Raw genomic sequence first — 26,779 nt, forward strand, 5'->3', positions numbered from 1 at the left:
GTGGATCGTCGAGTCCTCGTGGTGAGCGGTCAGTTGGCGGGCGGGGTGCCGAAGTAGCGGGCGTGCGGGGCCACGATCTCGTCCCAGTCCGCGTCGTGCGGGAAGCGGACGAAGTCCCAGCAGGCGTCCAGGAGCCGCTCCTGCGCGTCCTCGTCGCGCAGCGCGGTCGTCTCCGTGTCGGGGCCGTCGACGAAGACGGCGAGGTTCACCCCGGGAAGCCGGTACACGAAGTCGGCGAGGACGTTGGCCTCCGTGATCAGGGTCTCCTTCTCGTCCGGAAGACGGAGTCCGCGTGCGCTCAGCCAGGTAACCAGGTTGTCCTGGCCGATGGCCTCGGCCACCGCGGCCTCTGCCGCGGTCGGCTCCTCCGGAGTCCGGTCGAGCAGCCGCCGGAACTGCTCGGAGCGCGACTCGCCCCGCGCGTCCTTCGTGGCCTTCGCCGACGCCAGACGGACCAGGGCCTCCCGCACCGTATGCCGGTTGATCAGGGCGTGGTTGAGCTGGTTTCCATACGTCAGCAGGCATTCGTAGCAGCCGAGCGCGCACGGCCGGTCCGGGTGCGGACCACCCAGGTCCCTGCCGTCCTCGTCGAAGTGACAGATGGCCAGCGCGTGCCGGGCCGCCTTCGCCAGTGCGTCCTTCTCGGCCTGGAGGCGGCGCAGCACGCCCGCCCCGCCCTCCGCGGCCTCGGTGAAGAGGATGCGGCGCCGCGGACCGTCGTCGGGAGGCAGCAGCTCGCTGTTGAGCTCCGCGTCCTCCAGCTCGAAGGCCGCCTCGATGCCCCGCTCCAGCGCGTACATGAGGGAGAGCGCGATGGGCTCGGGCAGGGCCTCGTCGAGCGTCACGACGAGGATGTTGCGGCGGTCCTCGACGTATGGGATGACACGCTTCTTGCGGCGCCGCTCGTTGCCGTCCGCGTCGATCACCGGCAGCTCGCTGGAGTCGCCGGACGCGTCCGCCGCGTCACGGTCGTTCATCCAGCGGCCGTCGGCCAGGTCCAGCCAGTAGCCCGGCGGCTCGTCGTTCTTGGCGCGGACCCGGCCGGTGTTGGTGATCCGTACCGTCGCCGAGTCCCCGTACGCGAGATCGGCGATCGGAGCACCCGAGGCGTCGGCGACCGAGGCGTTGAGCCGTCCCTTGCGGGCACCGTGGTCGTGGAAGCGGTACGACGTCTCCAGCCTGAACCCGGCGCGGCGCCGCTCCTCCTCGTCGGAGGAGATCCGCTCCCGCCGGGTCGTGTACACGGTGTGCAGCTGGAGCAGGCCGTACGTCGCCGAGCCCAGCGGCTCCTCGCACATCTCACAGCGGTCGGCCCGGAGTTCCGGATCATGGTGGTAGCCGCAGTGTGCGCACCGGCGGGCCTCGCTGGTGGCCAGGTCGCCCGAGGAGTCCGGCGGGAGCTGGATCCGCGTCACCTGGTAGCGGGCGCCCTCGTGGTAGATCAGGGCGCCCGGCCCGAACTCACGGATGGCGAGGAAGCGGGGCCGCTGCAGGTAGTCGCCGTCGCCACGTCGGCGGCCGACGGTCGGGATGTACGCGGCAAGGGGAAGCCGCGGGAAGCTGTAACCGGGCAGGAAGCCCTCGGACGCCAGGTAGCGGTACGGGTTGAAGTCCGAGAGGACCGACTTGCTGTCGGCGCTCTCGTTCATCAGCAGATTGAGCTGGGTCTCCGCCTCGCGGCGCCGGGCGTTGGCCCGGATCCGGTCGCCCTCGGTCAAGCTGTAGTCGAGGCGGCGCCTGTTCTGGATGTACTGGTCGTCGAGCGCGGCCCGGAAGAGCTTGCGCCAGCGGTCGAACGCCTCGTCGAAGCGTCCCGCCACCGTCCGTACGCGGTCCTGGATCCACTCGTCGTACCACCAGGTCGTCTCCGAGAAGTCCCGCAGCAGCGGGCCGAGGACGCGCTGCGCGGAATCGACCGTACGGTCCTGGGCCGACCGGTCGAGAGAGGCGGCGAGGATCTCGGGATGGAGCCCCAGGGCGGGAGAAGGACGCTCGCCGGTGTCCGGATAGGACACGTCGAGCACCTCCGGGATGGCACGGCCCAGCTTCAGGCCGGCCTCCGCGATCCAGATCCCCTGGAGGTGCGACAGGACCAGGTCCTCGTTGGCGAGATCCAGGCGGGGCGGTGCGACCGTGCCCGCCACCATCCGCTCCGAACGACGGAAGTAGTACTGGTCGTGGCTGTTGCCGGTCGCGCAGTACGTGGTGACGAGAGCGGGCTGCCCGCTGCGGCCCGCACGGCCGGAGCGCTGCGCGTAGTTCGCCGGAGTGGGCGGTACGTTGCGCATCATCACCGCGTTCAGCGACGAGATGTCGACGCCCAGCTCCATCGTCGGCGAGCAGTACAACAGCTTCAGCTCCGCCTTGCGGAACGCCTCCTCCCGCTCCTCCCGCTCCTGCGGCGACACCTGGGCCGTGTGCTCGCGCGCGAACAGGCCGGACAGCGCACCGGCCGCCTCCTTGTACAGATCACGGAAGAAGGTGTTGACGCGCGGGCCGTCCCCGCTCTGATACGTCCGCGTCAGCGGGTCGTGCGTACCCGTCTCGCCCTTGCCGGCACGCCAGATCAGGGACTGCGCCGCCACCCGGTAGCCGGTCGGGACGGGCGCGGTGGTGCGGCGGTAGCGGCCCGCCCGCTCGGGGGCGTCCGCGACCTCCTTCACGAGGCCCGCCGAGGTCAGCACCTTGAGCAGGTCCTCGATGACCAGCTGGAGACCGCCGGTGTCGAGCTTCCTGAACGAGGTGTCCGCGCGTCCGAGATACTTGCCGAACTTGCCGCGTGCGGAGAGGAAGAGCGCCGATCGGTCCAGGCCGGGCCGGGACGGGTGCGGGTAGGCGGTCCCTACCTTCGGCCGGTCCGAGGCGGATAGGACCCACGGGTCCACCAGACGCTCCTCGCTAGCCCGCTGCAACGCGTCGAAGTCCTCGCGGAAGTACGACACGTCGATGGCGAGAGAGCGGCGCATCTCGTTGAGGAGCGCCTTCATGATCTCGGCGCGCAGCGCGGGATCTGCTTCGCCCAGTACCTCGTGCGTGCCGGCCCACCGGTCCTCCTTGGCAGCCACCCAGTCCAGGTCCTCGTAGTCGATCTCCAGGAGACCGGTCTGCTCCAGGTTGGGCATGGTGATGCGCCAGCCACGCTCCAGATCCAGATAGAGCCGGAAAGCGATCACGTCACGAAGGGTCTTGGCGGCATTGCGTGCGAGGGACGGCGCCAGATCGGTCTCGCCCGTGTAGTCGACCGGATCGAGACCGAGCGCGCTGCCCACGAGGGACGCGAGGTCCTCGTGGTGGATGCCGTCCTCGCCGGCGTCGAGCGCCGCCCGGTACAACGCCCCGCGCAACTGCGTGATCTGGACGAAGTCGTTGAAGTGACCGGCCTGGAGCGAGGCGTCCTGCCGATTGTCGACGAAGGTGAGTAGCTTGCGCGCCTCCCTGTCGAGGGACTCCTCGGGAACCGACTTCAGCGACCGGACCACCGAGGCGGAGATCAGCGACGTCGCCGAGGAACGGCCCTCCTGGTCCAGCGTCGCCAGCTTCGCGAAGTCCTTGCCGCGGGTCTGCTCGTAGGCCACTCCGCAGTGCAGGCAGAAGAGGAACGGCGAAGGGATGAACGCGGCCCGCAGCTCACCCTGACCCTCGTGCCCCCGCGGGTCCAGGGTGACAGCGCGCGGCACCCGGTCGCGGTACGACCTCTTGACCACCTCCTGCCCCCGGTCGTCCAGCTCCAGCCAGGATTCGGGCAGACGGCGGTCGTCCACCGCGTACTGGACGCCGGTGGGCCAGGGGCGGTCGTGGTCGACGTACAGGTAGCCGTCGCCCTGTCGGCCGCCGGTCGCGGAGGTGTCCCGTCGCGCCTCGTAGCGGACCTCCCCGTCCTTCTCGGTGCGCCAGACCGTCAGGTACTCCTGGCCACACTCGCGGCAGAACGCCAACGGCATCAGCAACTTTCCGCCGCTGTTCGGCTGTTCGAGCTGGTAGGAGCGAGTGAGGTGGCGGGTGAGCTTGTCCTCCAGGGTGACGTACACGGTGTCACCCTTGGAGAGGAACTGGTGGAGCCGGAACGCGAACAGCGGCCGCTCGGTCACCGGATGCCGGGCCTCGGATCCGGCCTCCAGCGTGGCGCGGATCGCCGCCACGCACTCCCTGGCGTCGACCCCCGAGGCCTCCGCGAGCTCCTGGGCCGCCTCCTCGATCTTCGCGGGCTGCCGGCGTACCAGCCGGCCCGCATCCACGGCCAGGCCGAAACGGGTCTCGATCCAGCGGGCCAGCGGGTCCCGTACCAGATCCGCATAGGCACGGGGGGCAGCCGGTGCGCGCAGTCGCTCCGCCGCGACCGTGTCCGGTGCTTCGTCGGTGGCCCGGACCAGCGTCTCGACGATGACGTTGCGAGGGTGGACCGGTGTACCGAAGAGCGTGGTGGCGGTGTCGGCGACGACCTTGCGCTGATCGTCGACGGTGCCCTCGGTGGACATGGTGGCGGAGGTGCCGACGCACTGGAGACGCTGGGCCTGGCAGGCTTCGCGGACCCGGCGGATCAGCAGGGCGACGTCGGCGCCCTGCCGGCCGCGGTAGGTGTGCAGTTCGTCGAAGACGAGGAAGTCCAGGCCGCGGGCCATGCTGATCAGGCTGGCGCGGTCGGCCGGCCGGGTCAGCATCAGCTCCAGCATCACGTAGTTGGTGAGCAGGATGTCCGGCGGGTTGTCACGGATCTCCTTGCGGCGCGCGTCGTCCTCCTGCCCGGTGTAGCGGGCGAAGGTGACCGGTTCGTGGCCACTGCCGTAGCCGTCCCGGAGATACTTCTCCAGTTCCTTCAGCTGGCTGTTGGCGAGCGCGTTCATCGGGTACACGACGATCGCCCGTACACGCTTGGCCGCCCGGGACCCCGCGGCCTCCCGTTCCCGCAGCACCCGGTCGACGATCGGAACGATGTAGGAGAGGGACTTGCCGGAACCGGTACCGGTGGTCAGGACGTACGAGTCGCCGGAGGCGGCGGCGTCGATCGCCTCGCGCTGGTGCTGGTGCAGGGTGAGCGGGCGTCCGTCGCACACCGTGCCGCCGGGAGTCTTGCGGGACTGGAAGATCTGGGCACACTCGCGGTGCAGCACGCCCTGGCCCGCCAGCTCGACGACCGTGCCGCCGCTCGCGAAGAACGGGTTGAGGGACAGCCAGGGATCCGGCCACTGAGACTTGGCGTTGAGGTCGTCCTCGACGAAGGCCGCGATCCGGTCGTCCCGGATGACGGTGCCGCCCTCGGTGAAGGAGCGGTAGTCCTCGATGAGCTTGTGGTGCACACCGAAGACGTCCATGCCGGTCCCCGCAGTCGCGATCGGACGCGAGCGTTCCTGCGCCACCGGCGCTGCTGCCGTGGGGACCACGGCATGGGCCGCCGGGCGGAACGTGCGGACCGGGTCGAGTGCACCCCAGTGGGGGAGCGCCGTGGTCTCGCCGGCAGGGTCTACACCGTCCGCGGCGCAGGCCTCGGCGAGCAGGGGCAGCAGGGCGTCACGTACGGCGACCGCGTCGGCGGGCCGCTCGGCGGGGTCCTTCGCAAGGAGCCGGTCCACCAGGCGGACGAGCCCGGCGGGCGTGGCGGGCCGCGCGATCCGGACGGACGTGGGCACCTCTTCCACGTGCTTGCGTCCCAGCTCGTAAGCGGAGCCGCTGGTGAACGGCGGGACGCCGGCCAGCATCTCGTACAGCACACAGCCGAGCGCGTACAGGTCGGCGGCCTGCGTCACCTGGCGGGCTTCGAACTGCTCAGGCGCCATGTAGCGGGCGGTGCCGACACTGACGCCGGTGCTGGTGAGACGGGTCTCCTCCGGGTCGTCGGCGATCCGGCCCATGCCGAAGTCGAGGACCTTCACCGTGCCGCCCGTGACCAGCATGGTGTTCGCGGGCTTCAGGTCGCGGTGGACGACGCCCGCCATGTGCGCGGCGGCGAGTCCGGAGGCGATCTGCGCACCGATCGCGACGGCCCAGGAGACCGGAAGCTGCCGCTCCTCCTCGATGAGATCGCGGAGGGTCTCGCCGTCCAGGTACTCCATGACGAGGTAGGGGCGACCGCCGTCGGTCTCGTCGATACCACCGTCGATGAGCCGCGTGAGGTTGGGATGGTCCAGGCGACGCATGATCCGGACCTCGCGGGCGAACCGCTGGACGGCCTTGCTCTCGGGGCCGGTGTCGACCAGGGCGCCGGAGCGGCGGCGGAGCACGGTCTTCACGGCGACGCTGCGCGCGGGGTCACCTTCGGCTCGGTGCAGGTCCTCGGCGCGGTGGACCTCCCCCATGTTCCCCGCCCCGATGACTCCCGTCACGCGGAACCGGCCCCCGATCAGCCGCTCGCTCACTGCCGCCCCTCTCTTTCGCACGATGCCCCACTGTCATGGTCGCAGAGGCCAGGCTGCCTCGTGCCTGTCTTCACCTTCCGGGAAGGTACACACCCGATCCTCTACTGTTCAAGTGTCAACGCGTTGACATTGTCAACACGGTGACCCTAGGGTTGTTTCGCAACGGGTGAGGGAGGGGTGGCCGTGGGGGAAGAACCTCGGCGCGAACAGGACGCGGCCGGGCTCCGGAACGCGCTTCGCGCTCTCTACGCCGAACTCGCAGCCGCGGCCGTGGGCGGCGTCCTCTCCGCGAGGGTGTTCCAGGACCATGTCGGACACCTTGGCCTGACACAGGCCGAGCGGGAGCGCCTGCAGGACGAGCTGGCGCTCTTGGGATTGCACGTCCGAGGGGAAGCGGAGCATGCAGACCACGACGAGCGCGACGCGGAAAAGGTTGTACGCGCGGCGCCGGCAGCTCGGATCAGCGCCGTCCATGCCCTGCTCGGCAGGTACGCGGACGAGTGGGGCCGGGTGCCCGAGGAGACCGTGGAAGGCGTGGCCCGCCTCGCCGGACTGACACCGGTCGAGACACGCGAGCTCCTGGGCGTGGCCGGATCGACCCGGCCCACGACGTCGGACTCGGCCGTGGTCCCCTCCCCGGAGCCGGAGCCGGAGCCGGAGCCGGAGCCGGAGCCGGAGCCGGAGCCGGAGCCGGAGCCGGAGACCGAGTACGAGGTCGAACCTGAACTTGTCGACTGGGAGGAATTCGACTCGGCCCCCGACGGAACCACGTCACCTCCGGTCGACGTCGCACGTGCGGTTCACGCGGTGCTGAACGAGGACCGCTTCAACCGGCGCCCCGAGAAGCGCGTGCTCACCGCAGAAGAGGAAGTGGGCCTCGCCGTCCTGGTACGGGGAGGGGCGGATCGGATCGGGGAACGGCCCACCGACGAGGAGATCGCCGCGTTGCCGGCCACCGGTGTCCGTGTCAGGGCGCGCGACTGCCTCATCGTCCACAACCAGGGTCTCGCCCACAGCATCGCTCAGCGCCACGGCGGGCAGGGCCTCGACTACGAGGACCTGTTCCAGCAAGGAGCCATCGGGCTCATGAAAGCGGCGGTGAGGTTCGACCCCGCCAGAGGCTACAAGTTGTCCACATATGCCACCTGGTGGATTCGACAGTCGATCAGCCGGGCCATCGCGGACAAGGGGGCGGTCATCCGCATCCCGGTGCACTTCCACGAGCAGATCAGGAAGGTAGCCGCGGCGGAGCGGAAGCTGGAATCGGAGGGGCGCCCCTGCCGGGCCGCGGACGTCGCCGTGCTCTGCGACCTCACGGTGAGCCGTGTGGAGGAGATCCGGCGGGTCAGCCGACGGACCACATCGCTGGACCGGGTGATCGGAGACGGCGTGAACCTGGGCGACCTCGTCGCGCTGGACCGCCCGTTGCCCTCGGCGGAACACCTGGCAATGGAGGCCGTGAACCGCACTTTCCTGCTGTCGGTACTGGATCGTTTCGAGCAGCGGGAGGCACGCATCCTGCTGCGCCGCACCGGGTTCGACGGCGGCGAGACCTCGACGCTGGACGAACTCGGCAAGGAGTTCGGCGTCACCCGCGAACGCATCCGACAGGTGGAGAAGAAGGCGTTCGGAGTGCTGCGCGAGATGCTGCGGGAGAGTGGGTTCGGCCCACGGCATGCCGAGCCGCCGGACCCGAAACCCCCTCGACGCAAGGGCCCGGGCCGCCGGATCGTCCGGCGGACGAGCACCCCCGTACCCGCTCCGCGCACATCTGATGTTTCGGAGGCGGTTACGGTGCCGGCGCAGTCGACGCTGTTCGAGCAGATCGACATCGGTCCAACGGCGGAATCGCCCCCGGGCCAGAGTGTGATGGGGGCGCCCCCGGACGTATCAGAGGCGCCGTGCGAATCAGGCGGACGGGAGCGGACCCCAGCAGTGGACGAGGAACACGAGCGGCAGCTCGATGAGCTGGAGGCGATCCTGCTCAAGCGTGTCGACAGGGCTCTGCGCTGTCAGGAGCGCTCGTTGCGGCAGGAGGCCGATGATCGCCTCGCTGACTCCGTGGCCCGGGTCAACGCCTTGGAAGAGCGGTTACGGGGGGCGGAGTACGCCCTCGCGCAGCGGGAGGCCGCCCTCCAGGCAGCGGAAGCCGGCGCGGCCGCCCAGGTCGAGGCCGTCGAACGATGGGCAGCCCAGCGAATCGCGGAGACCGAAGCCATCGAGCGTGACACTCTCCTGCGGCTCGCGGAACTGGAGAAGCAGCTCGAAGCCCTCGCAGGGGACTCCGAACGCCGACCGCCGAGCGGCTGGTGACGCCCCAGCTCATCTGCACGTCCTTCAACAGGCCCGCCCCGCCGCACTCCTCCCGAGGAACCACATGGACCCGAGGCAAGAACTCGTCGACTACCTGAACCGCCAGCTCGTCGGCCCCGTCCACGGCGAGGGCGAGATCCTCGACTCGCCGCCCGACCGTCAGTACCTCATGGGCACGCTCTATCCCCAGGACGCCGACCTGCAACGCCAGCTGACGCTGGCCGCCGAGGACACGGACGGCCTCGGAACCGAAGGAGCCGCCGCCGACACCGACCCCGCGGACGACCCGGTGCCGGAGTCCAACGCCTGGCTGCCCTCCTCCCTCGGCCTCAGCTTCTACACGGACACCGACACCGTAGAGATCGACTGCGGCGGTGCCCACTACCGCACCCTGCGCGCCCAAGGAGACGAGGGGCGCCGCTGGCAGCGTGTCCCGATGCCGCAGGAGACGCACCACGTCGGCCCCGACCGGGACGTGGTGTCCGTTCTCGACGGGCGGGCCGAGCTGCGACTGCGTCGCCGACCCCTCGGCGCGGGGCAGTTGGTCACCGTCGCCCTCGTGAACAGCGCCCGCATCGAACCGGCGCTTGGACGCGCCGCGCAGTGGGACCGCATGCTGTTCCAGGTCGAGCTCGGCGTCCGGCCTCACGGCGGGCGGGTACTGAGGTATCCGAGCGTCCGGCTCGCTAGCCGAGACCTGGAGGAACAGGAGCTGCGGCTTCAGTACCGCCACGTCCGTACCTACGCGGTCGGCCACGGCTGCGCCGTCGAGGAGCACCGCGACGGCGAGGCGGTGACCGGGCTGCGCGCCATCGTGCTGCCGACGGCAGAGGTACCCGCGACCCGGCCCGCCGGGCCCGTCGGCACCCCCGTCCTCAACGTGCTGCACCTCGCCGACCCCGAACTGCCCGTCGCGCAGGTGCGGCGGGAGTTGACGGACTTCACGGCCGACTACCGCCGCTGGTACGAGGACCAGTGCGGCATCGAGGTGCCCGCCTGGGGACGGCCGGCGGCCGACCGTGTACTGGAACGCATCGGCAGCGTCGTCACTCGCGTGGAATCCGGAGTGCGCACCCTCTGCGACCCAGCACACCCAGAGCTGCTGGAGGCGTTCCGCGCCGCGAACCTCGCCATAGCTCTCCAGATGCGGCACTCGGCGCACGACCAGGCGGGCGAGCGGCGCTCCCGGCACGACCCCGTACACCTAGAGCCCGCGCCCGACCCGGCCGCAACCTGGCGTCCGTTCCAGCTGGCCTTCTTCCTGCTGACCCTGGACGGCGTCGCGGACCCGCACCACCCCGACCGGTCCATGACCGATCTCATCTGGTTCCCCACCGGCGGTGGCAAGACGGAGGCGTACCTCCTGCTCGCCGCGTTCGTGATGGTGCTGCGGCGACGCGACCCGAAGGGCGGCGGCACCGCCGTACTCAGCCGCTACACCCTCAGTCTGCTGACCACCCAGCAGTTCCAGCGCGCCGCGACGACCGTGTGCGCCCTGGAGACACTGCGCCGAGCCGATCCCGGCCGTTACGGCGACGAACCGTTCTCGATCGGACTGTGGGTCGGCGAGGCGACCTCGCCCAACTCGTACGAAGCCGCGGTGACAGCCGCACGCGACGTCCGCTCAGCGGCCCGCCCTGAAGACGTCTTCATCCTCGACCGCTGCCCCTGGTGCGGAACCCGCATCCTCCCGGCACACCGGTCCGCCGATCACGCCGACTACGGCGTTCGGGCCGCCGCCGACTCCTTCGCGTTCTTCTGCCCGCGCGACGCGTGCACCTTCCACGACGAACTGCCCGTCGCCGTCGTAGACCAGCAGCTCTACGACAGGCCGCCGACCTTCGTGCTCGGCACCGTCGACAAGTTCGCCCGGCTCGCCTGGGAGCCACGCGCCGGACGCCTGTTCGGGACGGGTACCGGCAGTCTGCCGCCGTCACTCGTCATCCAGGACGAGCTGCACCTGCTGACCGGGCCGCTCGGCACCACCGTGGGACTGTACGAGTCGGCCATTCTCGGCCTGTGCGCCACGGCCGACGGGACCGGCCCCAAAGTAGTCGCGTCCACGGCCACGATCCGCCGGTCTGGGGAACAGGTACGCGCCCTGTACGGCTCCGAGGTGCAGCTGTTCCCACCGGCCGGTCTTGACGCCCGCCACTCCTACTTCGCCGAACCAGACACCTCGCGCCCCGGCCGCCTCTACATCGGAGTCATGGCCCAGGGCCACACCGCCGGCCGGGCCGCAGTCGCCACCGCCGCCGCGATGCTCCAAGGCGCCTGGGAACTGCCCGAGGAACACCGCGACGCCTACTGGACCCTCGTCGCCTATCACCACAGCCTGCGGGAGCTCGGCCGTACCGTTACGGCGGCCTCAGACGACATCCCGGCCCAACTAGCCGGACTGCGGGACGGATCGGGCAGCCGGGGCCTCGCCGACCACCAGGTGCAGGAGCTCACCAGCAACCTGGCCCGGGCCGAGCAACCGGTGCTGCTGGACCGGCTCGAGAAGCCCTGGACCCACCCGGAAGCCATTTCCTTCCTGCCTTGCACCAACATGCTGTCTGTCGGCGTGGACGTCAAACGGCTCGCCCTCATGCTGATGCAGGGGCAGCCCAAGACCACCGCCGAGTACATCCAGGCCACCAGCCGCGTCGGCCGACACGGCGTGCCCGGCCTCGTCGTCACCTTCTTCAACGCGACCCGCCCCAGAGATCGCTCGCACTACGAAGCCTTCGACCCGTACCACCGGGCCCTGTACCGGCATGTCGAACCCACCAGCGTCACGCCCTGGTCCCTTCCCTCGCGCCGCCGCGCGCTGCACGCCGCGCTCGTCATTCTCGTACGGCACCGACTCGGCCTGAGTGCCGAGAACCAGGCGGGCGAGTTGCCGGAACGCGTCTGTGAGGCACGGGAGTTGGCCGAGCTGCTGGCTCGGAAGGCGGGCGCGAGCGACCGGCGTGCCGCGCACGCCGTCCGTACCGAACTGGCCGAGCTGCTCGCCGCGTGGGAGGAAGCCGCTCGGAACGCCAGGCAGGAGGGCAAGGAGCTGTACTACCGCAGCCAGGGCAAGGGGCAGCACCACCTCTTGAAGAACTTCGAACAGTATGGAGGGCTCTGGGAGACCCTCCACTCCATGCGCAGCGTCGACCGCGAGTGCCAGGTGACAGTCAAGGGAGCCGACCAGTGAACCGCAAACTCCGAGTCCGACAGGCCCAGACGGTGCTGCCCTTCGGCGTCGGCGCGGTCTTCGACATCCAAGGAGAGTCCTTCGTCGCGACCGGAATCGGCGACTGGCCTCGGCTGCGACAGGCCGTGGCTTCCCCACGCCTGGCCGCACGACTCGGAGTGAGCGGGTTCTTCGCGGCGCCCGCCACGCTCAACGACCGATTCGACCGCGCGGACGCACCCGGCGCACCCTACATCCGGTTCCCGTCCTGGCTGTTCTGTGGCGCCTGCCGCCGCATGGTGCGCTGGCGCATCACCGACGAGAAGCCCGGCGAACCGCCGAGCTGCTCGTCGTGCACCCCGAAACGCAGGCTCGCACCCATGCGCTTCGTCCAGATCTGCGCCGCGGGACACCTGGGGGACGTCGACTGGTGGTTCTGGGCACACGCCCGGCTCGACACCGCCCAGCGGCAGTCGTGCGGCTCGCGCGAGCAACTGCGGTTCCGGGTGTCGGACCGTGCGACGGGCCTGGAGGCGCTGTCCGTCTCGTGCGCGGCGCCCGGCTGCGGCGCCCGCCGGGACCTCCTGGACATCCTCGGCACGCATGGCATGCGGTGCTCCGGCAGGAACCCCTGGCAGAGGGTGTCCGAAGCCGTGGACTGCGTCAAGCCGGTCCAGGTGGTTCAGCGCACCGCGGGCAACCTGTACTACCCGGTGGTTCATTCGGCGCTCTCCCTCCCCGAGACCGACCTGCCGGCCGTGAGGGGAGAGGAGCTCGCCGGACGGGTCCGCGACAGCGACTACTGGGTGCCGCTGTGCAAGGCCACCGGAGCCCGCGCGGAGACCCTCCGGGACATGATCAAAGAGGACACTGGGGCGGACGACATCCTCCTGGACGCCCTCCTCTCCGAGGAGACGGGTACGGGAACGGCAGCCCACGCCGACGGCCCTCACCACGTATCCGGTGCCTCCGGGGCGTCCGCCGCCGGAAGCGACCTGCGCCGCGAGGAATGGGCGGCGCTGACGGCGGCCGAACCATTGACGAGCCGAGTATTCTCGGTACGCGGATCCTGTCTCGGCCTCGACGGCGAGACCACGGAGCCCTGGGTCGGACTGCACCGACGGATGGGCCGTGTCGTCCTCGCCGACCGCCTCCGCGAGGTGCGTGCCCTGTCCGGCTTCAGTCGGGTGTCGCCGGATGCCACCATCGTCCCGGCCGACACCTCTCGCAGACTGCGCTGGCTGCCCGCGGTCGAGGTCTTCGGCGAAGGCATCCTGCTCACCCTGGACCCTGATGCACTGACGGCCTGGGAACAGCAGTCCGCAGTCCGGTCCCGGGTGGCCGGGCTCCGGGCGGATCTGGACCGGTCCTTCCAGAGCGACCGCCTTCAGGTACTGACCGGCCCGGAGCTCGCACCTCGCTTCGTGATGCTGCACACGCTCGCCCATCTCCTGGTACGCCAACTGTCGTTCGAGTCCGGATACACCACGGCCAGTCTCCGCGAGCGCGTTTACGCCCGCCCCGAGCACGACCAGTACGGGGTCCTCGTCTACACCGCGGCGGGCGACGCCGAGGGCACACTCGGAGGCCTCGTCCAACAGGGCGAACCGCCTCGGCTCGCCGAGACACTGCTACGGATGGCCGAGGCCGCCGCATGGTGCTCGGCGGATCCCCTGTGCTCAGAACACACCGGCCAGGGCTTCGGCAACCTCAACCGCGCCGCCTGCCACGCCTGTGCTCTCCTCCCGGAGACCAGCTGTGAGACCGGCAATACCCTGCTCGACCGCGCCCTTGTCGTCGGCGGAGGCGGTGCGCCGGGCTTCCTCGAACCCATCATGGCCGCGGCCCGAGCGGCCGCCGCCCAGAAATGAGCACGACGATGACGCTGACCTACCTCGACCTCACCCCCGCCCAGCGTGCATTGCTCGACGGGCTGCCGTTCGATGGCAACCACCTGGTCGACGGCCCCCCGGGGAGTGGCAAGAGCGTGCTGGCCGCGCAGCGAGCCGTGATGCTCGCCCTCAATGGCACCCCCGTCGTCCTGCTGACCCGGTCCAACCTCCTGCGGCAGTCCTTGGCGCCGATGGTGTCCGCGCTGTGCTCCGACCGAGCAAAGGTCACCGTGGCCACCGCGCACTCCTGGCTCGCCGGGTGGTACGGCCCGGATGCTCCGCGCACCGACGACGGCTGGTACGACTGGCCGGCGTTCTACGAGCGGGCCGCGCTTGCCGAGCCGGCTGACCCTGCGCGCCCGCTGACACTGGTGGTGGACGAAGGGCAGGACCTGCCGCCTGCCTTCTATCGCCTGTGCCGAATTCTCGGTGCCCGTACGACGGTCTTTGCGGACGAGTGCCAGCGGCTGACCACCACCCACTCCACCCTCGCGGAGATCACCGAGAGCCTGGGGCGATGCGCCACCCGCGACCTCCACGGCAATCACCGCACCACCCGGCAGACAGCGGAACTCGCTGCCCGGTTCCACACTGGCCCTCACCCGCCCGAACCGCCCGGCCGCGAGGGTCCTTTGCCCCGACTGCACGCACTCTCGCACCGAGCGGCCGCCACCGATCTGCTGCTCGGTCTCGTAGCGAATCGGCCGGACCGGAGCATCGGAGTGGTGGTGCACTCCACCGAGGCCCAGTTCGAACTTCTCACCCGCCTCGAACAGAAGGCCCCGCGACTCCGGGCGCAGATGTACACATCGCAGGCGAGCGGAGGCCGGTACCGGACGCTCGACCTGTTGCGCCCGGGCGTCGTCATCGTTCACCGGTCCAGCGCGAAGGGGCTCCAGTTCGACACGGTCGTGGTGCCGGACTCGGAGGCAGACGCGGCGGTGGACCCCACCTCCGGGTCACTCCGCATGACGTACTACGTGATGGCTACTCGAGCGCGGCACGAACTTCATCTCGCCTATGCGGGCGACAGAGAACCCGGGCTGCTGAGGGACATTCCGCCTCGTGTCCTGGCCCGGGGCTGAGGCCGGTTTCCGGAGTTACGGACCCGGCACCGGAATTCGCAGTCGCCCCCACGGTGGGGATGGAGGCGCCGCACGGACCGCGGCAGAGGGGACGGGCCTGCTGGACGAAACCCGTACCCGGCTCGCGGACGCGATCACCCACCGCGACGCGACTGCTGGTGCCAGGGACGAAACCGTCGCCGCCCAGGCGGAACTGCTGCTTGCCCGGGCCCGGGACTGCACGGAGCTGCGCATCCCCGACCTGGATGAACTGGCCGCCAGGGCGGCGGTCGAAGCAGACGTGCGCGAGCTGGTCGAAACGGTCGCACGACCGCTGGACCAGGAGATCACCACGGAGCGGGCAGGAGCCCGCACCGCACAACAGGGCTTGGAGCAGGAACGGGACCTGCTCGACGCACAGAGGCGCAAGCTCAGCGGTGAGATCGATCTCCCGCCCGCCGCTCCGCCGACCCGCACCACCGTCCGTACGGCCGCGGCGGGTGCGCCGCTGTGGCGGCTGGTTGCCTTCCACGAGGACGTCCGCTTCCCGTACAGGCCGCGATGGAAGCGGCACTGGAGGCGTCGGGCCTCCTGGACGCCTGGGTCAGCGCATCCGAAGGGCTCACCCTCCCCGGGCACGACACCCGCGCCGAGGCCGGCCTCGCCACGACCGCTCCCGGCCCCAGCCTGCTGGACGTGCTGAGGCCCGAGGAGAGCGTCCCCGTACCGGCCGACACGGTGACCCGCATCCTCGCCGGCATCGCGTACGGAACCACCCTGACCGGCGGGCACCCCGCGGCCGTCTCCTCCGACGGCGCCTCGCGCCTCGCGCCGGCCACCGGCACCTGGAACTAGCCGGAGCCCGCCCACATCGGCGCCCTTGCCCGGCAGCGGGCCAAGCAGCGTGAGATCGCCGAACTGACCGAGCTGATCGCCGAGAAGGACGCCTCCCTGACCACCCTCGCCGACCGGCTGAGGGAACTCGCCGCACGCGCCGCCCGGCTTGCGGACGACCGCACCGCCCGGCCCGACCCGGGAACTCAACCCCCGCCGACGGGACCGGGACCGGGCGGAGGAGAAGGTGGCCGCCTGGGACGACGCCGTGCGCGACGCGACCGAGCACCTGGCCGCACGCGAGGGTGACGTGGCCGGCGCGCTGCGCACGTTGAGCCGCAGTGCCGCCGAACACGGACTGCCCACCGACCGCGACCGGCTGCAGGAACTCGGCCGCAGCGTCGAGCGGTTCCGCGCCCTCGCCGACACCTGGACGGACGCCCGTATCGACGCGACCGCAGCCGCCGAAAGGGCCAGAGTGACGGCCGCACAGGCGGACCGGTCACACAGTCTCGCCGAGAAGCAGGCCGCCGACGCGGCCGCCGCCGAGGCGAAGGCGGCCGGCATGAGGGCACGCCTGACGGCGGTGGAGGAGACGGTCGGCGCGGACTACCGGCAGATCGTCGCGCGCGTGGCGGAGACCCGCGCCGAACGCGACCGCTGCCACATAAGGAGGTCCGCCGGTCGGCCGAGCTAATCATGGGTCTGGCAGGCCGCATCGGAGAGCTGAGGGCCACCAGCGGCCAGGACGCCGACCGGCAGGAGAAGGCAGTCGAGGCCCGCGACGGTGCGGCGCCGCGGTTCCGGCACCTGTGCCTGGTGGGTCTGGCCGAAGACGCGGGCGTCACCCCGAACCCGACGCAGGCGACGGCACCAAGGCCACGCTAGAGGCCGCCCCTGCCATGGCGGCACGGTGGCCCCGGATCCCACACGCCGCGCGCCACCACGGCGACGCAGCCACTCGCCTTTCCGAGGTCGGCCACGAGGCACGCCGGCACCTTGGCGTCCGTGCCGACCTGGAGCTGGAGCCCGACGACGACGTCCAGCTCTTCACCGCCACCCTGGAGGGCGTCCGCGTCGGGGCGACCGGGCTGCTCACCACGCTCACCCAGCAGCGCGACCGCAGCCGCGACGACATCAGCACCGCCGAACGGCGCCTCTTCGACCAGATCCTCACCGGTGACACCCGCCGCCACCTCGCCGCCCGCATCCGCCGGGCCGACGAACTCGTCGCGCAGATGAACAGGCACCTGGAGCGGGTCCGTACCGCCTCCAACGTCGCCCTCCAACTCGTCTGGGACGTTCGCCCGGACCTCCCTGACAGCACCCGCTCCGCTCGCCAGCTGCCCAGGTCAGGAACCCGGGCCGGCTCACGCTGCCCGCCACCCCTGCCTCATCCGTCGTCCACGTTGTGGAGAACCCCAGCATCTTGGCCCTCGCCCTCCGTCGCTTCGGCTCCCCCTGCCCGCCGCTTGTCTGCACGTCCGGGTGGCCCAACAGCGCGGCTGTCCAGCTCCTGCGCATACTCGCGGACCAAGGCGCCGTTCTCCGGTGCCACGGAGACTTCGATGACGAAGGCATCCGCATTGCCGCATACGTCCTGGAGAAGACAAGGGCGGACCCCTGACGTATGGCGGCGGCAGACTACCGATCCGCGGTCGTCTGCAACGCGCACGGTCCTCAACCCGGGCGCACTACCGGAGCCTTACACCGGTGCTGACCTGCGACTATGCCGACCGTCGTTTCGCATAACGTCATTCCGATGCCCACCACGTCGAGTGCGTCGCGATCCTTGAGCCGGTGAAGTAGGGGCCGCCGACCGGGGACTTTGGCGGGGGTGTGGGGGGCTGTGGCAGGCTGCGGGCGCCCGGGTGCGTTGAGGGCTTCGGGTGCCGGGGACTAGGCTAGGGGCTTAAGGTAGAACACTTGAGCTCCTAGGGAAGCATGTGAGAAAGCGCGCCGGCCTCACCGTCGAGAAGATCACGAAGGCCGCTGCCGACCTGGCCGACGAGGTCGGTGTCCAGGCGGTCACCCTCTCGGCGCTGGCCCGCGACTTCGGGGTCAAGGACGCCAGTCTGTACGCGCACGTCAAGAACCTCCAGGACGTGCGGACCCGGGTGGCGCTGCTCGCCGCCGAGGAGATGGGCGACGAACTCGCAGCCGCCATCGCCGGCCGGTCCGAGGAGGACGCCCTCACCGCTTTCGCCGACGCGTATCGCGCGTACGCCCTGCGCTGCCCCGGACGGTACGCGGCGACTCAGATGGGGCTGGACCTCGACGCGATCTCCGGCTCCAAGGGGTTCGTCCGCAACATCGAGCTGACGTACGCGGTGCTGCGGGCCTACGAACTCGAAGAGCCTGACCTGACCGATGCGGTCCGGTTCATGCGCAGCACCTTCCACGGCTTCATCACCATCCAGGCGACGGGCGGTTTCGGGCACCCCCGGGATCTCGACGGATCCTGGCGCAGGGTGGTCGCGGCGGTGCACACCGCGCTTCGGCAGTGGTCGCAGAGCGCGGTCTGACGCCTCGGTGGTGCCGGTGCCCGCGGCGGCCCGCGCCCGCCTCGGGCTCTGATCCCTCGTCAGTCGACGATGAAACCCTTGAACACGGCGTCGCGCATCTCCCGGTAGCGCTCCATCATGTCGGCGCGTTCCGTCAGTACGTCCGAGATGTGCTGCACGCCGAAGAACGCGGACACGACGACCCGGGCGAGCGCCTCGGGGTCGGTGTCGGGGACGAGCTGCCCCGCGTCCCTGGCCTCCGTGATCAGGGCGGCGAGCATCTCCCGCCACCACTCGTAGGGCTTGGGCAGGTTCGCTCCGATCAGGGAGCGCTCGATCTGCAGCCGCGCGCCGGCCTGGACCATGGTGTCGCCGCGGAACGCCTCCGCCGTGCTGTCCAGCACGGCGAGCAGCGTGTCGAGCGGACTGGCCTTCGACGCGCGCACCCGCTCCACGAGTTCAGGCCAGCGCTGGTAGTGCTCCTCGACGACGGCGATGGCGAGCACGTGCTTGTTGGCGTAGTGGAAGTACACCGCGCCCTTCGTCATGCCGACCCGGTCGGCGACGTCCTGGAGGGTGACGGTGGGGTATCCCTGCTCGGCGAAGACCTCGGCGGCGGCGGTCAGGATCTGGGCCTTGGTGCGTCGCGCACGCTCCTGTTTGGGCTGGCTGGTGGCCGGTGGGTTCGTGTCCGGGCTGCTGTTCGTCGCGCGCATCGAAGCCCGCCTCCTTCGTCGTGTGAGCCCCACGGAGCGCCCCTGCGGGCCCGTGGTTCACGCCCTTGAAATATCCCTTCGGAAATGTATATTTTCCCGAGTCGATCATAGTCCCACTCGCTGGGTCTGCTTAGGGGGAAACATGGCGATCGGTATCGTCGAGGACGTCCGGGGCGCGGACGTGTCGGGGCACTCTCTTACCTACGACCAGACGGTGTCGCGCGCCCTGGTGCACCGCGCCGCCGTGTCCGAGGTGTTCCTGACGGACGGGTGCAGGTCGGCGGAGACCGATCGCGTCCTCATAGCCGCGCAGTGGCCGCGCAGCCATGCGCTGTACGAACCGGACGCCGCGGGGTTCAGCGACCCCGTCCTCCTGGTCGAGACCGTGCGGCAAGCGGCCGTCTACGCTGCACACCGCTTCTACGACGTGCCCCTGACCCGTCGCTTCATCTTCTGCGACCTCCGGCTCGACGTCGAGGACCCCCACCCGCTGCGGGTCGGGGCGACACCGCTGCACGTGGTGCTCGACGGCCGGTTCCACCCCGAGGGCGATCTGCCCGCCGAGCGTTTCGGAGCGCGCTACTCGACGACGGTCCATGCCGGCGGACAGTACTGCGGGCGGGCCTCGGTGAGGCTTCTCGCGGTCGGCGACGACCTCTACGACAGACTGCGCTACCGCGTGTCCACCCCGGTCGGCGGACCCCGGCCGGCACGGCCCGGGACGCTGCTGTCACCCACCGAGGTGGGGCAGGTCCGTCCGGAGAACGTGCTGCTCAGCAGGGAGGGAGCGGGCAGGTACGGCATGCATCTCGCCACCGGGCACCCGGGCTACTTCGAGCACGCGTGCGACCACGTTCCCGGGATGGCCCTCGTCGAGGCGTTCCGCCAGGCGGGTCACCAGACGCTGCGTCAGTCCGGAGACCTCAGGTCTCACCTGATGACGGGGTGCGAGGTCAGCTTCGACGCGTTCGGTGAACTGGACGCGCCCGTCACGATCCTGGCCCACGAGCAGCATGCGCCGTCCGCGGGCTCGGACGACCAGCCGGTCCGGCTGACGGCGTTCCAGGGCGAGGTCGTCCTCGCCCGGGCCACCACGACGTACCGCCTCCACAGCACCTGTCAGCCGGCCGTCGCCGTCTGACGTCCACCGTCGCACGGCCAGAAGGGGGATCGTCGTGGAGATCCATCAGCTGCGTGTCTTCCGTGAAGTGGCACGAGAGGCGAGCTTCACGCGGGCGGCCAGGAACCTGCACTGCGCCCAGTCCACCGTCACCGGTCAGATCAAGAGTCTGGAAGCGTCCCTCGGCGTGGTCCTCTTCCTGCGGCGGGGCCGCTGCCCCATCGAGCTGACGCCCGCGGGCTCGGTGCTCCAGAGCCGGGTGGACCAACTCCTCCGCGAGGTCGAGACGATGGGCCGCGAGGTCAAGTACGCCGCACAGCAAGGAGAGCTCGGCCACCAGCGCTGCCACGTCAAGAGCGCCCATGCGGTCTGAACCGGCGGTCGCCCCCTCGTGCGGGCCCGCCCGGACGGTCGTCCCTCCCCTCCGGCCGACCCCGTCGGCAGGTCACCCCGGCCCGACCAGCCGCGGTACGGGCCGCTTCCCCACGATCCGCCGCCGCCCCGGGCCGGAGGCGGCAAGGACACCATGAACCACCCCTCCCGCATCGTCGCCTTCTTCGACGTGGACGAGACGCTCATCAACCTGAAGAGCATGGCCGGCTTCCTCGCCTTCTACTGGCAATGGTCCGGCGAGGACCCGAGCCGCTTCGCCCGGGCGCGCGACGCACACCTGCGGAGACAGGCCGCCGGGGCGTCCCGGACCCAGCTCAACCGGGCTTTCTACCGCAACTTCCGCGGTGCTCCCGAGGGTGAGCTGGAGCGGGCCGGACGGGACTGGTTCGCGGCCGAGCAGGCCCGCGGGGACCTCTTCCACCCGCCCGCCGTCGAGGCCCTGCGCGCCCACCGGCGCGCCGGTCACCACATCGCGCTGGTCTCCGGCTCCTTCCTTCCCTGTCTCGCGCCGGTCGCCGACGCGCTGCGGGCCGACACGGTGCTCTGCACCACCCCCGTGGTCCGCGAGGGTGTGCTGACCGGGGAGGTCGGCCCGCCGGCGATCGGTCCGCGCAAGGCCGAACTGGCGCGACGGACGATGGGGGAGTGCCGCGCGGACCCGGTCGGCTGCCATGCGTACGGCGACGACTCCAGCGACGCGGACCTGCTGCGCGCGGTGGGCCGGCCGGTGGTGGTGGGCGAAGACCCCGTGCTCACCTCTCTTGCGCTGCGAGCCGGCTGGGCGACCCTTCCGGGAATTCCCCGGGAGCGGCGCGGCGTACTGGCGGCAGCAGCGTCCGCCACATCTGCGGGGAGTCGTCGTCCGGTGCCCCCGGGGAGCCCGCGCTGAGGTGTCGCAGCCCCAGGAGGACGGCGAGGAGCAGTCGGCTGAGCACCTCGGGCCGATGGGCCCGGTCGATCGTGCCGCCGTCCTGTGCGACCGCCACCAGTCGCAGCAGGAGCTCCTGCAGCTGCTGCACCTGCTGGGCGCGCAACCCCTCGGACCACGCCCTGTCCATCACCAGGCGCAGGCCGGCGCCGAACAGCGCGTCGTTCCGGACGCGGTCCGAGAGGTTCGTGAGCAGTGCGTCCAGCACCTGGTCCGGGGCCGAGTCGGAGTAGGCGGCCGCGTCGAGCGCCTCCTGCCAGCGCTGCTCGAACTGCCTGGTCACTTCGGCGCTCAGGGCGGCCTTGGACGAGAAGTGCCCGTAGAGCGCTCCCTTGGTGAGACCGGTGCGTCGGGCGATGGTCTCCAGGTTGGCTCCCGCGAACCCCTGGGCGGCGAACTCCTCGGCCGCCGCGTTGAGGACCAGCGCGTAGGTACGTCGTGCTCTGTCCTGCTTCACCATCGCGTGGCCCCCACCTGAACACCCCTCCCGAGAGATTCCTTCTTGACGGAATTTTTTCTGATCCCGCAGTACGACGCAAGTGGCTCCGGACGGTGAAGTCGGGCCACTTCTTCAGGTGCGGGTAATGCCCGCATAGAGAAAGAGTAAAAGATGACGCTCACCGACCACCTCGCCCCGTCCCCCTCCGGGGTCTCCGTGCAGGACGCGGCGGCCCTCGGGGCGCGCCACGCGGCGGAGTCCGAGCTCGCCCGAAGCCTCCACCCGGCCGTGGCGGGCGCGCTGACCGGGGCCGGGTTCCCGCGCCACTTCGTCCCCGCGGAGTTCGGCGGAGTGCCGGGGACGTTCGCCGAACTCGTCGAGTCGGTCGCCCTGCTGGGGGAGGGGTGTACCTCGGCCGCCTGGTGCGCAGCGCTCCAGGCGGCCCACGGCAGGCTCGCCGCGCACCTGCCGCGGCGGGGGCAGGCCGAGCTCTGGGGTTCCGGCCCGGACGTGCCGATCGCGGCGGCCGTGGTGCCGCCGGCCGGGGAACTCGCCGAGGAGTCCGGCGGGTACCGGCTGACCGGCCGGTGGCACCTGGCGAGCGGCGTCGACCACGCCGACTGGATACTCCTGGCGGCGCCCGAGCCCGGCGGCGGCGACCGGAGCCCCCGCGTCCTCGCGCTGCCCCGCGCCGACTTCGCGGTCGAGGACACCTGGCGCAACAGCGGACTGCGGGGGACCGGCAGCAACTCCGTGCTCGTCACCGACGTCTTCGTGCCCCGGTACCGCACCATGTCCCGCGACGTGCTGGCCGCCGGGCGGCCCGAGGAGAGTGCGGCGCGCTGTCACCGCGTGCCGTTCCCCCTGGTGGCCTCGCTCATGTTCGCCGCCCCCGCGCTCGGCGCGGCGCGCGGAGCCCTGGCCGCCTGGACCGCGGTGGTCGGGCGCGGGACGGGCGACGGCGGCGTACTCCTGGACGACGGCCTGACGCAGCAGGTGCTGGCCCGTTCGTCCGCCGAGATCGACGCCGCGCACCTCCTGTTGCGCGGTGCCGCCGAACGTGCCGACCACGCCCCGCTCGACCGGCTGCCGGTGGCCCGGAACATGCGGGACGCGGCGGTGGCCGTGGAGATGCTGGTCGCCGTGGTGGAGCGCCTCTTCCGCAGCGGGGGGACGCGGGTCCAGTCCGAGGCGGAGCCGTTGCAGCGGTTCTGGCGCGACGTGCACGCTCTGGCCGGTCACGGCGCCCTCCGTCTCGCACCCGCGGCCGCCGCCTATGCGCGCTCGGTGGTTGCGGAGGGGGTCTAGGCGGGTGTCGAGTGTCGTGCCGAGAGCCCCGCCCGGAAGGGGGCGGGGTGCTCGGTGGTGGCCCGGGTCGGGGGTGGGTGGGGTGCGCGGTGGTGGCCCGGGTCGGGGTGGGCGGGATGGCGGCGGCGCCATCGGGATCTCCGATAGAATTTGAAACCTTTGCGAAGGAATGATTTTCTCCTCGTGGGACACCTTGTGGCCTCCGGGGCGCGTCGGGAGGCGGGTGCCCGGCCGCGAGCAGGCTCCTCCTGCTCGGCATCGACCGAGAATGGATGATTCCCGTGACCACGTATCCCGGACCGTCTGCCGTCCTCGCCGTCAGCCGTCGACCCCACCCGGTCGACCGCGGTGACGGCTCGTCGTGCCAGCCCGCCTCCCGAGAGCCCTACGCGGTACAGGGCGGCGTCGATCGGCGCGGTGCGGGTCTCGCGCCCAGGGTGCCCGTCGAGCCGGCGTCCGGAGTGCCGGCCGAGGCGGTCCGCGGCTCCGGCGCCCGCGAGGCGTCCGCCCAGGAACTGGCCTGGTGGCAGCGCACGGAGGAGCTGCGATGTCGCTTCGAGCGGGCGCTGACCCGTGAGCTCAGCCGGCTGGGGCTGTCCCCCTCGACCTATCTGGCGCTCGAGCAGCTCGCCCTGCACGACGGGCAGTTGCGGATAACCGAGCTCGCGCAGGAGGTCCGGCTCAGCCCTTCCTCCGTGTCCCGCGTCGTGGACCGCCTGGTCCGCGACGATCTCGCGGTGCGCATGCCGAGCCCCGGTGACCGGCGCACGGTGCACGGCCGGATCACCCAGCGGGGCATGGCGGTCTACGAGCGGGCGCTCCCCGCCTACCGCAAGGCCCTTGCCCTGGCGCTCGACGCCGCGCCGCGCACCCGGGGTGAGGTCGAGGGTCCGTACGCGGCGCCCGGTCGCTAGCGCGCCCCGCGGCCCCGCCCGGTCGCTAGAGAAGCGCGCCGAGGAAGCCGGCGAACTTGGTCCGCAGGCGCTCGACCTTCTCGTCCACCGTCAGTGACTCCTTCATGCGGCCGCCGGGCTGAGCCCGCTTCTTGCCCCGTACGTACAGGGAGCACGCGAGGTCGCTGCAGATGTACTCGCCCACCGTGTCGTCGCCATGGCCGCTCTGGCGCGCGCGGCGTGCGGTCATCAGCGTCACCCCGCTCGCCGTGTGCGTCGTGAGGCAGATCGAGCACATGGACTGGTGCCGCACGCCGGCCCGCGGGGACGGCAGGCGGAAGGAGAGGCCCACGAGGCGGCCCTCGTGCTCGGCCACGATGTAGCTGCGCTGCGGTGCGGCCGGGTCGCGCCAGCCGAGGAAGTCGAGGTCCGGCCAGGGCAGTTCGGGGAGATCTCGCGGCGTCGTGAGGCGGGAGGCCTCGCCCTTGCTGCAGTTGACGAACGAGGCGCGGATTTCCGGGTCGGTCAGTTCCTTCATGATCCTGACCGTAACAGTCCCTATGTATAGTAGGCAAGTGCCAAGGGATCCTAGGTAGAAACCCATGCTCCCTTGCATCCATCGCGCAGAGAGAGGCGAAAGCCATGTCCGAGGAGATCAGCACCACGAGCGCCAAGGAGGGGGCACCGGCCGAGCCGGATCCGCAGCCGGAACGTTCGCCCGTCGTCGTGGCGCTCGTCCTCGCCCTGGGCGCGTTCGTCGCCCTCCTTGACACCACGATCGTCGGCGTGGCCATGCACTCGTTCACCGAGTACTTCGGCGTCGGCCTCGCGGACGCCCAGTGGGCGTCCACCGCCTACCTGCTCGCGATGTCGTCGGTGATCCCGGCCACCGGGTGGGCGGCGCAGCGCTTCGGCGCGGCCCACACCTGGATCGCCTCGCTCTCCGTCTTCCTGGTCGGTTCGCTGCTGTGCGGCATCGCCTGGTCGATGGGCAGCCTGATCGCGTTCCGGGTGGTGCAGGGCCTCGGAGCCAGCATGCTCTTCCCGCTGATGCGGATCATCGTGGTCGAGGTCGCGGGCCGTGCCCAGATGGGCCGCATGATGACGATGATGGCCCTGCCGCTGCTCGTCGCCCCGGTGCTCGGTCCCGTGCTCGGAGGCACGCTCATCCAGGAGTTCTCCTGGCGGTGGGCGTTCTTCCTCAACGTGCCGATCGTCCTCGCTGTGGTCGTGCTGTCCGCGCGCAACCTCCCCAACACCAAGGGTGAGGTGCCCGGTCGCCTCGACGTCGCCGGACTGCTCACCATGGGCGGCGGCCTCGTCGCCCTCATCCTCGGCTTCAGCAACCTCGCCAAGGGCACCGCGGTGACGAGCCCGCCGGTCTTCCTGCCCGCCGCGATCGGCGTGGCCCTGCTCGCCGCCCACGGCATCCGGGCCGCCCGCTCCCTCGCCCCCGGTGTCGTGGACTTCTCGCTCTTCCGGGACCGGGCGTTCACCGCGTCCACGTCCATCACGCTGCTGAACAACTTCGGCCTCTACGGCGTCGTCGTCCTCGTCCCGCTGTTCTTCCAGCAGGCCGGGGGCAAGGGGCCGCTGGGGGCGGGAACCATCATGGTGGCGCAGGGCCTCGGCACGGCGGTCGCCGTCCTGCTCGTCGGCCGGGTCATCGACACCAAGAGCAATCCGCGCGCACTCGTGCTCTGCGGACTCCTGCTGGTCGCCGCGGGCCTCACCACCTTCGCCGTGGCCGACACGGGAGAGGTGAGCGTCCTGCTGCTCGCCGCCCTGTTCGCGCAGGGCATCGGCCTCGCCCTGGCGTCCTCACCCGTCATGGTGACGCTCTACCACTCGCTGCCGGCCACCAGCGTGCCCGCGGCGACGACGGCGAACGCCGTGTCCCAGCAGCTCGGCGGCGCCGTGGGCACCGCCACCATCGCGCTGCTCCTGCAGCACTACGTCTACGTGGCCGGCGGCGCCGCGGCGGACTTCGGCACCGTGTTCTGGTGGGCCCTGCTCTTCGTGGCCCTCACCGCCGTCCCCGCGCTGTTCCTCCCCCCGGGCACCTCGAAGCAGGCGTGACCCGACCGGGTGCGCCCCGGGGCTTCGACCCGCCCCGGGGCGCACCCGGCCTCTCCCAGCCGTCCAGGAAAGAACTCTCATGTCTGTCACCACACTTGACCTCGCCAAGGTGCGCAACATCGGCATCATGGCTCACATCGACGCGGGCAAGACGACCACCACCGAGCGGATCCTGTTCTACACCGGTGTCTCGTACAAGATCGGTGAAGTCCACGACGGCGCTGCCACGATGGACTGGATGGAGCAGGAGCAGGAGCGCGGCATCACGATCACGTCTGCCGCGACGACCTGTCACTGGCCGCTGGAGGATGTCGATCACACGATCAACATCATCGACACGCCGGGGCACGTCGACTTCACCGTCGAGGTGGAGCGCAACCTCCGGGTCCTCGACGGTGCGGTCACCGTGTTCGACGGTGTGGCCGGCGTCGAGCCCCAGTCCGAGACCGTCTGGCGTCAGGCGGACCGCTACGGCGTGCCGCGTATCTGCTTCGTCAACAAGCTCGACCGTACGGGCGCCGAGTTCCTCCGCTGCGTCGACATGATCGTGGACCGCCTCGGCGCCGTCCCGATCGTCATGCAGCTCCCCATCGGTTCCGAGATGGACTTCCAGGGTGTTGTCGACCTCGTCCGTATGAAGGCGCTCGTCTGGTCCGCCGAGGCGACCAAGGGCGAGATGTACGACGTCGTCGACATCCCGGCCTCGCACACCGAGCTCGCCGAGGAATGGCGCGCCAAGCTGGTCGAGACCGTCGCGGAGAACGACGAGGAGCTCATGGAGCT

At 70.8% G+C, this 26,779-nt stretch carries 20 protein-coding genes and 1 pseudogene; 16 read left to right on the forward strand and 5 right to left on the reverse strand.

Annotated features, from left to right (window positions below):
- Positions 1-29 precede the first annotated feature (29 nt).
- Positions 30-6,350, reverse strand: coding sequence for a protein kinase (locus ACIP84_RS31820; RefSeq protein WP_401802569.1), 6,321 nt, complete (start codon positions 6,348-6,350; stop codon positions 30-32).
- A gap of 183 nt (positions 6,351-6,533) precedes the next feature.
- Between ACIP84_RS31820 and ACIP84_RS31825 the strand changes: the two genes are divergently transcribed.
- The 7 genes from ACIP84_RS31825 (at position 6,534) to ACIP84_RS31855 (ending at position 16,504) form a co-directional block, all read left to right on the forward strand.
- Positions 6,534-8,663, forward strand: a complete 2,130-nt coding sequence (locus ACIP84_RS31825) for an RNA polymerase sigma factor RpoD/SigA (protein ID WP_401802572.1) — start codon at positions 6,534-6,536, stop codon at positions 8,661-8,663.
- 64 nt (positions 8,664-8,727) lie between these two features.
- Positions 8,728-11,847, forward strand: coding sequence for a helicase-related protein (locus tag ACIP84_RS31830; RefSeq protein WP_401802575.1), 3,120 nt, complete (start codon positions 8,728-8,730; stop codon positions 11,845-11,847).
- The gene (gene drmB, locus ACIP84_RS31835) at positions 11,844-13,697 is read left to right on the forward strand and encodes a DrmB family protein (RefSeq protein ID WP_401802578.1); all 1,854 of its coding nucleotides are present in this window, start codon (positions 11,844-11,846) and stop codon (positions 13,695-13,697) included. The genes ACIP84_RS31830 and drmB overlap by 4 nt, the downstream gene beginning before the upstream one ends.
- An 8-nt stretch (positions 13,698-13,705) precedes the next feature.
- Entirely contained in the window at positions 13,706-14,803 is a 1,098-nt protein-coding gene (locus ACIP84_RS31840; RefSeq protein WP_401802580.1) for a DNA helicase, read from the forward strand.
- 540 nt (positions 14,804-15,343) lie between these two features.
- The gene (locus ACIP84_RS31845) at positions 15,344-15,637 is read left to right on the forward strand and encodes a hypothetical protein (RefSeq protein ID WP_401802583.1); all 294 of its coding nucleotides are present in this window, start codon (positions 15,344-15,346) and stop codon (positions 15,635-15,637) included.
- A gap of 226 nt (positions 15,638-15,863) precedes the next feature.
- On the forward strand, positions 15,864-16,313 hold the full coding sequence (locus ACIP84_RS31850) for a hypothetical protein (RefSeq protein ID WP_401802585.1): 450 nt from the start codon (positions 15,864-15,866) through the stop codon (positions 16,311-16,313).
- A gap of 2 nt (positions 16,314-16,315) precedes the next feature.
- The gene (locus tag ACIP84_RS31855) at positions 16,316-16,504 is read left to right on the forward strand and encodes a hypothetical protein (RefSeq protein WP_401802587.1); all 189 of its coding nucleotides are present in this window, start codon (positions 16,316-16,318) and stop codon (positions 16,502-16,504) included.
- Here ACIP84_RS31855 and ACIP84_RS31860 read toward each other — a convergent pair.
- Positions 16,501-16,866 (reverse strand): hypothetical protein, encoded by a 366-nt coding sequence (locus tag ACIP84_RS31860; protein WP_401802590.1) that lies wholly within the window; start codon positions 16,864-16,866, stop codon positions 16,501-16,503. The genes ACIP84_RS31855 and ACIP84_RS31860 overlap by 4 nt on opposite strands.
- A gap of 125 nt (positions 16,867-16,991) precedes the next feature.
- Between ACIP84_RS31860 and ACIP84_RS31865 the strand changes: the two genes are divergently transcribed.
- Positions 16,992-17,243, forward strand: a complete 252-nt coding sequence (locus tag ACIP84_RS31865; RefSeq protein WP_401802623.1) for a DUF2399 domain-containing protein — start codon at positions 16,992-16,994, stop codon at positions 17,241-17,243.
- Positions 17,244-17,562: 319 nt separating this feature from the next.
- Positions 17,563-18,141 carry a WHG domain-containing protein gene (locus tag ACIP84_RS31870; protein WP_355964987.1) on the forward strand — a complete coding sequence of 193 codons (579 nt, stop codon included), beginning with the start codon at positions 17,563-17,565 and terminating at the stop codon, positions 18,139-18,141.
- Between the two features lie 59 nt (positions 18,142-18,200).
- Here the strand turns inward: ACIP84_RS31870 and ACIP84_RS31875 are convergent, their stop codons facing one another.
- Positions 18,201-18,836, reverse strand: a complete 636-nt coding sequence (locus ACIP84_RS31875) for a ScbR family autoregulator-binding transcription factor (protein WP_355964986.1) — start codon at positions 18,834-18,836, stop codon at positions 18,201-18,203.
- 142 nt (positions 18,837-18,978) lie between these two features.
- Here ACIP84_RS31875 and ACIP84_RS31880 point away from each other — a divergent pair, with 142 nt between their 5' ends.
- The 3 genes from ACIP84_RS31880 to ACIP84_RS31890 all read left to right on the forward strand — a co-directional run bounded on the left by ACIP84_RS31880 (position 18,979) and on the right by ACIP84_RS31890 (position 21,238).
- A complete protein-coding gene (locus tag ACIP84_RS31880; protein ID WP_401802593.1) occupies positions 18,979-19,977 on the forward strand; it encodes a ScbA/BarX family gamma-butyrolactone biosynthesis protein in 999 nt (332 codons plus the stop codon).
- Positions 19,978-20,011: 34 nt separating this feature from the next.
- Positions 20,012-20,329 carry a LysR family transcriptional regulator gene (locus tag ACIP84_RS31885; RefSeq protein WP_355964984.1) on the forward strand — a complete coding sequence of 106 codons (318 nt, stop codon included), beginning with the start codon at positions 20,012-20,014 and terminating at the stop codon, positions 20,327-20,329.
- Positions 20,330-20,482: 153 nt separating this feature from the next.
- Positions 20,483-21,238, forward strand: coding sequence for an HAD family hydrolase (locus ACIP84_RS31890; protein WP_401802596.1), 756 nt, complete (start codon positions 20,483-20,485; stop codon positions 21,236-21,238).
- Positions 21,239-21,572: 334 nt separating this feature from the next.
- Here ACIP84_RS31890 and ACIP84_RS31895 read toward each other — a convergent pair.
- A pseudogene (locus ACIP84_RS31895) lies at positions 21,573-21,737 on the reverse strand (TetR family transcriptional regulator); the annotation flags it as partial.
- 150 nt (positions 21,738-21,887) lie between these two features.
- Here ACIP84_RS31895 and ACIP84_RS31900 point away from each other — a divergent pair.
- Positions 21,888-23,024, forward strand: coding sequence for an acyl-CoA dehydrogenase family protein (locus tag ACIP84_RS31900; protein WP_401802598.1), 1,137 nt, complete (start codon positions 21,888-21,890; stop codon positions 23,022-23,024).
- A 281-nt stretch (positions 23,025-23,305) separates the two neighbouring features.
- Positions 23,306-23,938 carry a MarR family transcriptional regulator gene (locus ACIP84_RS31905; protein ID WP_355964981.1) on the forward strand — a complete coding sequence of 211 codons (633 nt, stop codon included), beginning with the start codon at positions 23,306-23,308 and terminating at the stop codon, positions 23,936-23,938.
- Between the two features lie 25 nt (positions 23,939-23,963).
- On the opposite strand, the gene ACIP84_RS31910 is transcribed toward ACIP84_RS31905, so the two are convergent.
- Positions 23,964-24,455 (reverse strand): FBP domain-containing protein, encoded by a 492-nt coding sequence (locus tag ACIP84_RS31910; protein ID WP_401802599.1) that lies wholly within the window; start codon positions 24,453-24,455, stop codon positions 23,964-23,966.
- Positions 24,456-24,559: 104 nt separating this feature from the next.
- Here ACIP84_RS31910 and ACIP84_RS31915 point away from each other — a divergent pair, with 104 nt between their 5' ends.
- Together ACIP84_RS31915 and ACIP84_RS31920 are read left to right on the forward strand one after the other, a co-directional pair.
- On the forward strand, positions 24,560-25,996 hold the full coding sequence (locus ACIP84_RS31915; RefSeq protein ID WP_401802600.1) for a DHA2 family efflux MFS transporter permease subunit: 1,437 nt from the start codon (positions 24,560-24,562) through the stop codon (positions 25,994-25,996).
- A gap of 79 nt (positions 25,997-26,075) precedes the next feature.
- A partial coding sequence (locus tag ACIP84_RS31920; RefSeq protein WP_401802602.1) for a GTP-binding protein occupies positions 26,076-26,779 on the forward strand: 704 nt, incomplete at its 3' end.

This window comes from Streptomyces sp. NPDC088707 (assembly GCF_044752725.1).
In the GTDB taxonomy this organism is placed as follows: Bacteria; Actinomycetota; Actinomycetes; order Streptomycetales; family Streptomycetaceae; genus Streptomyces.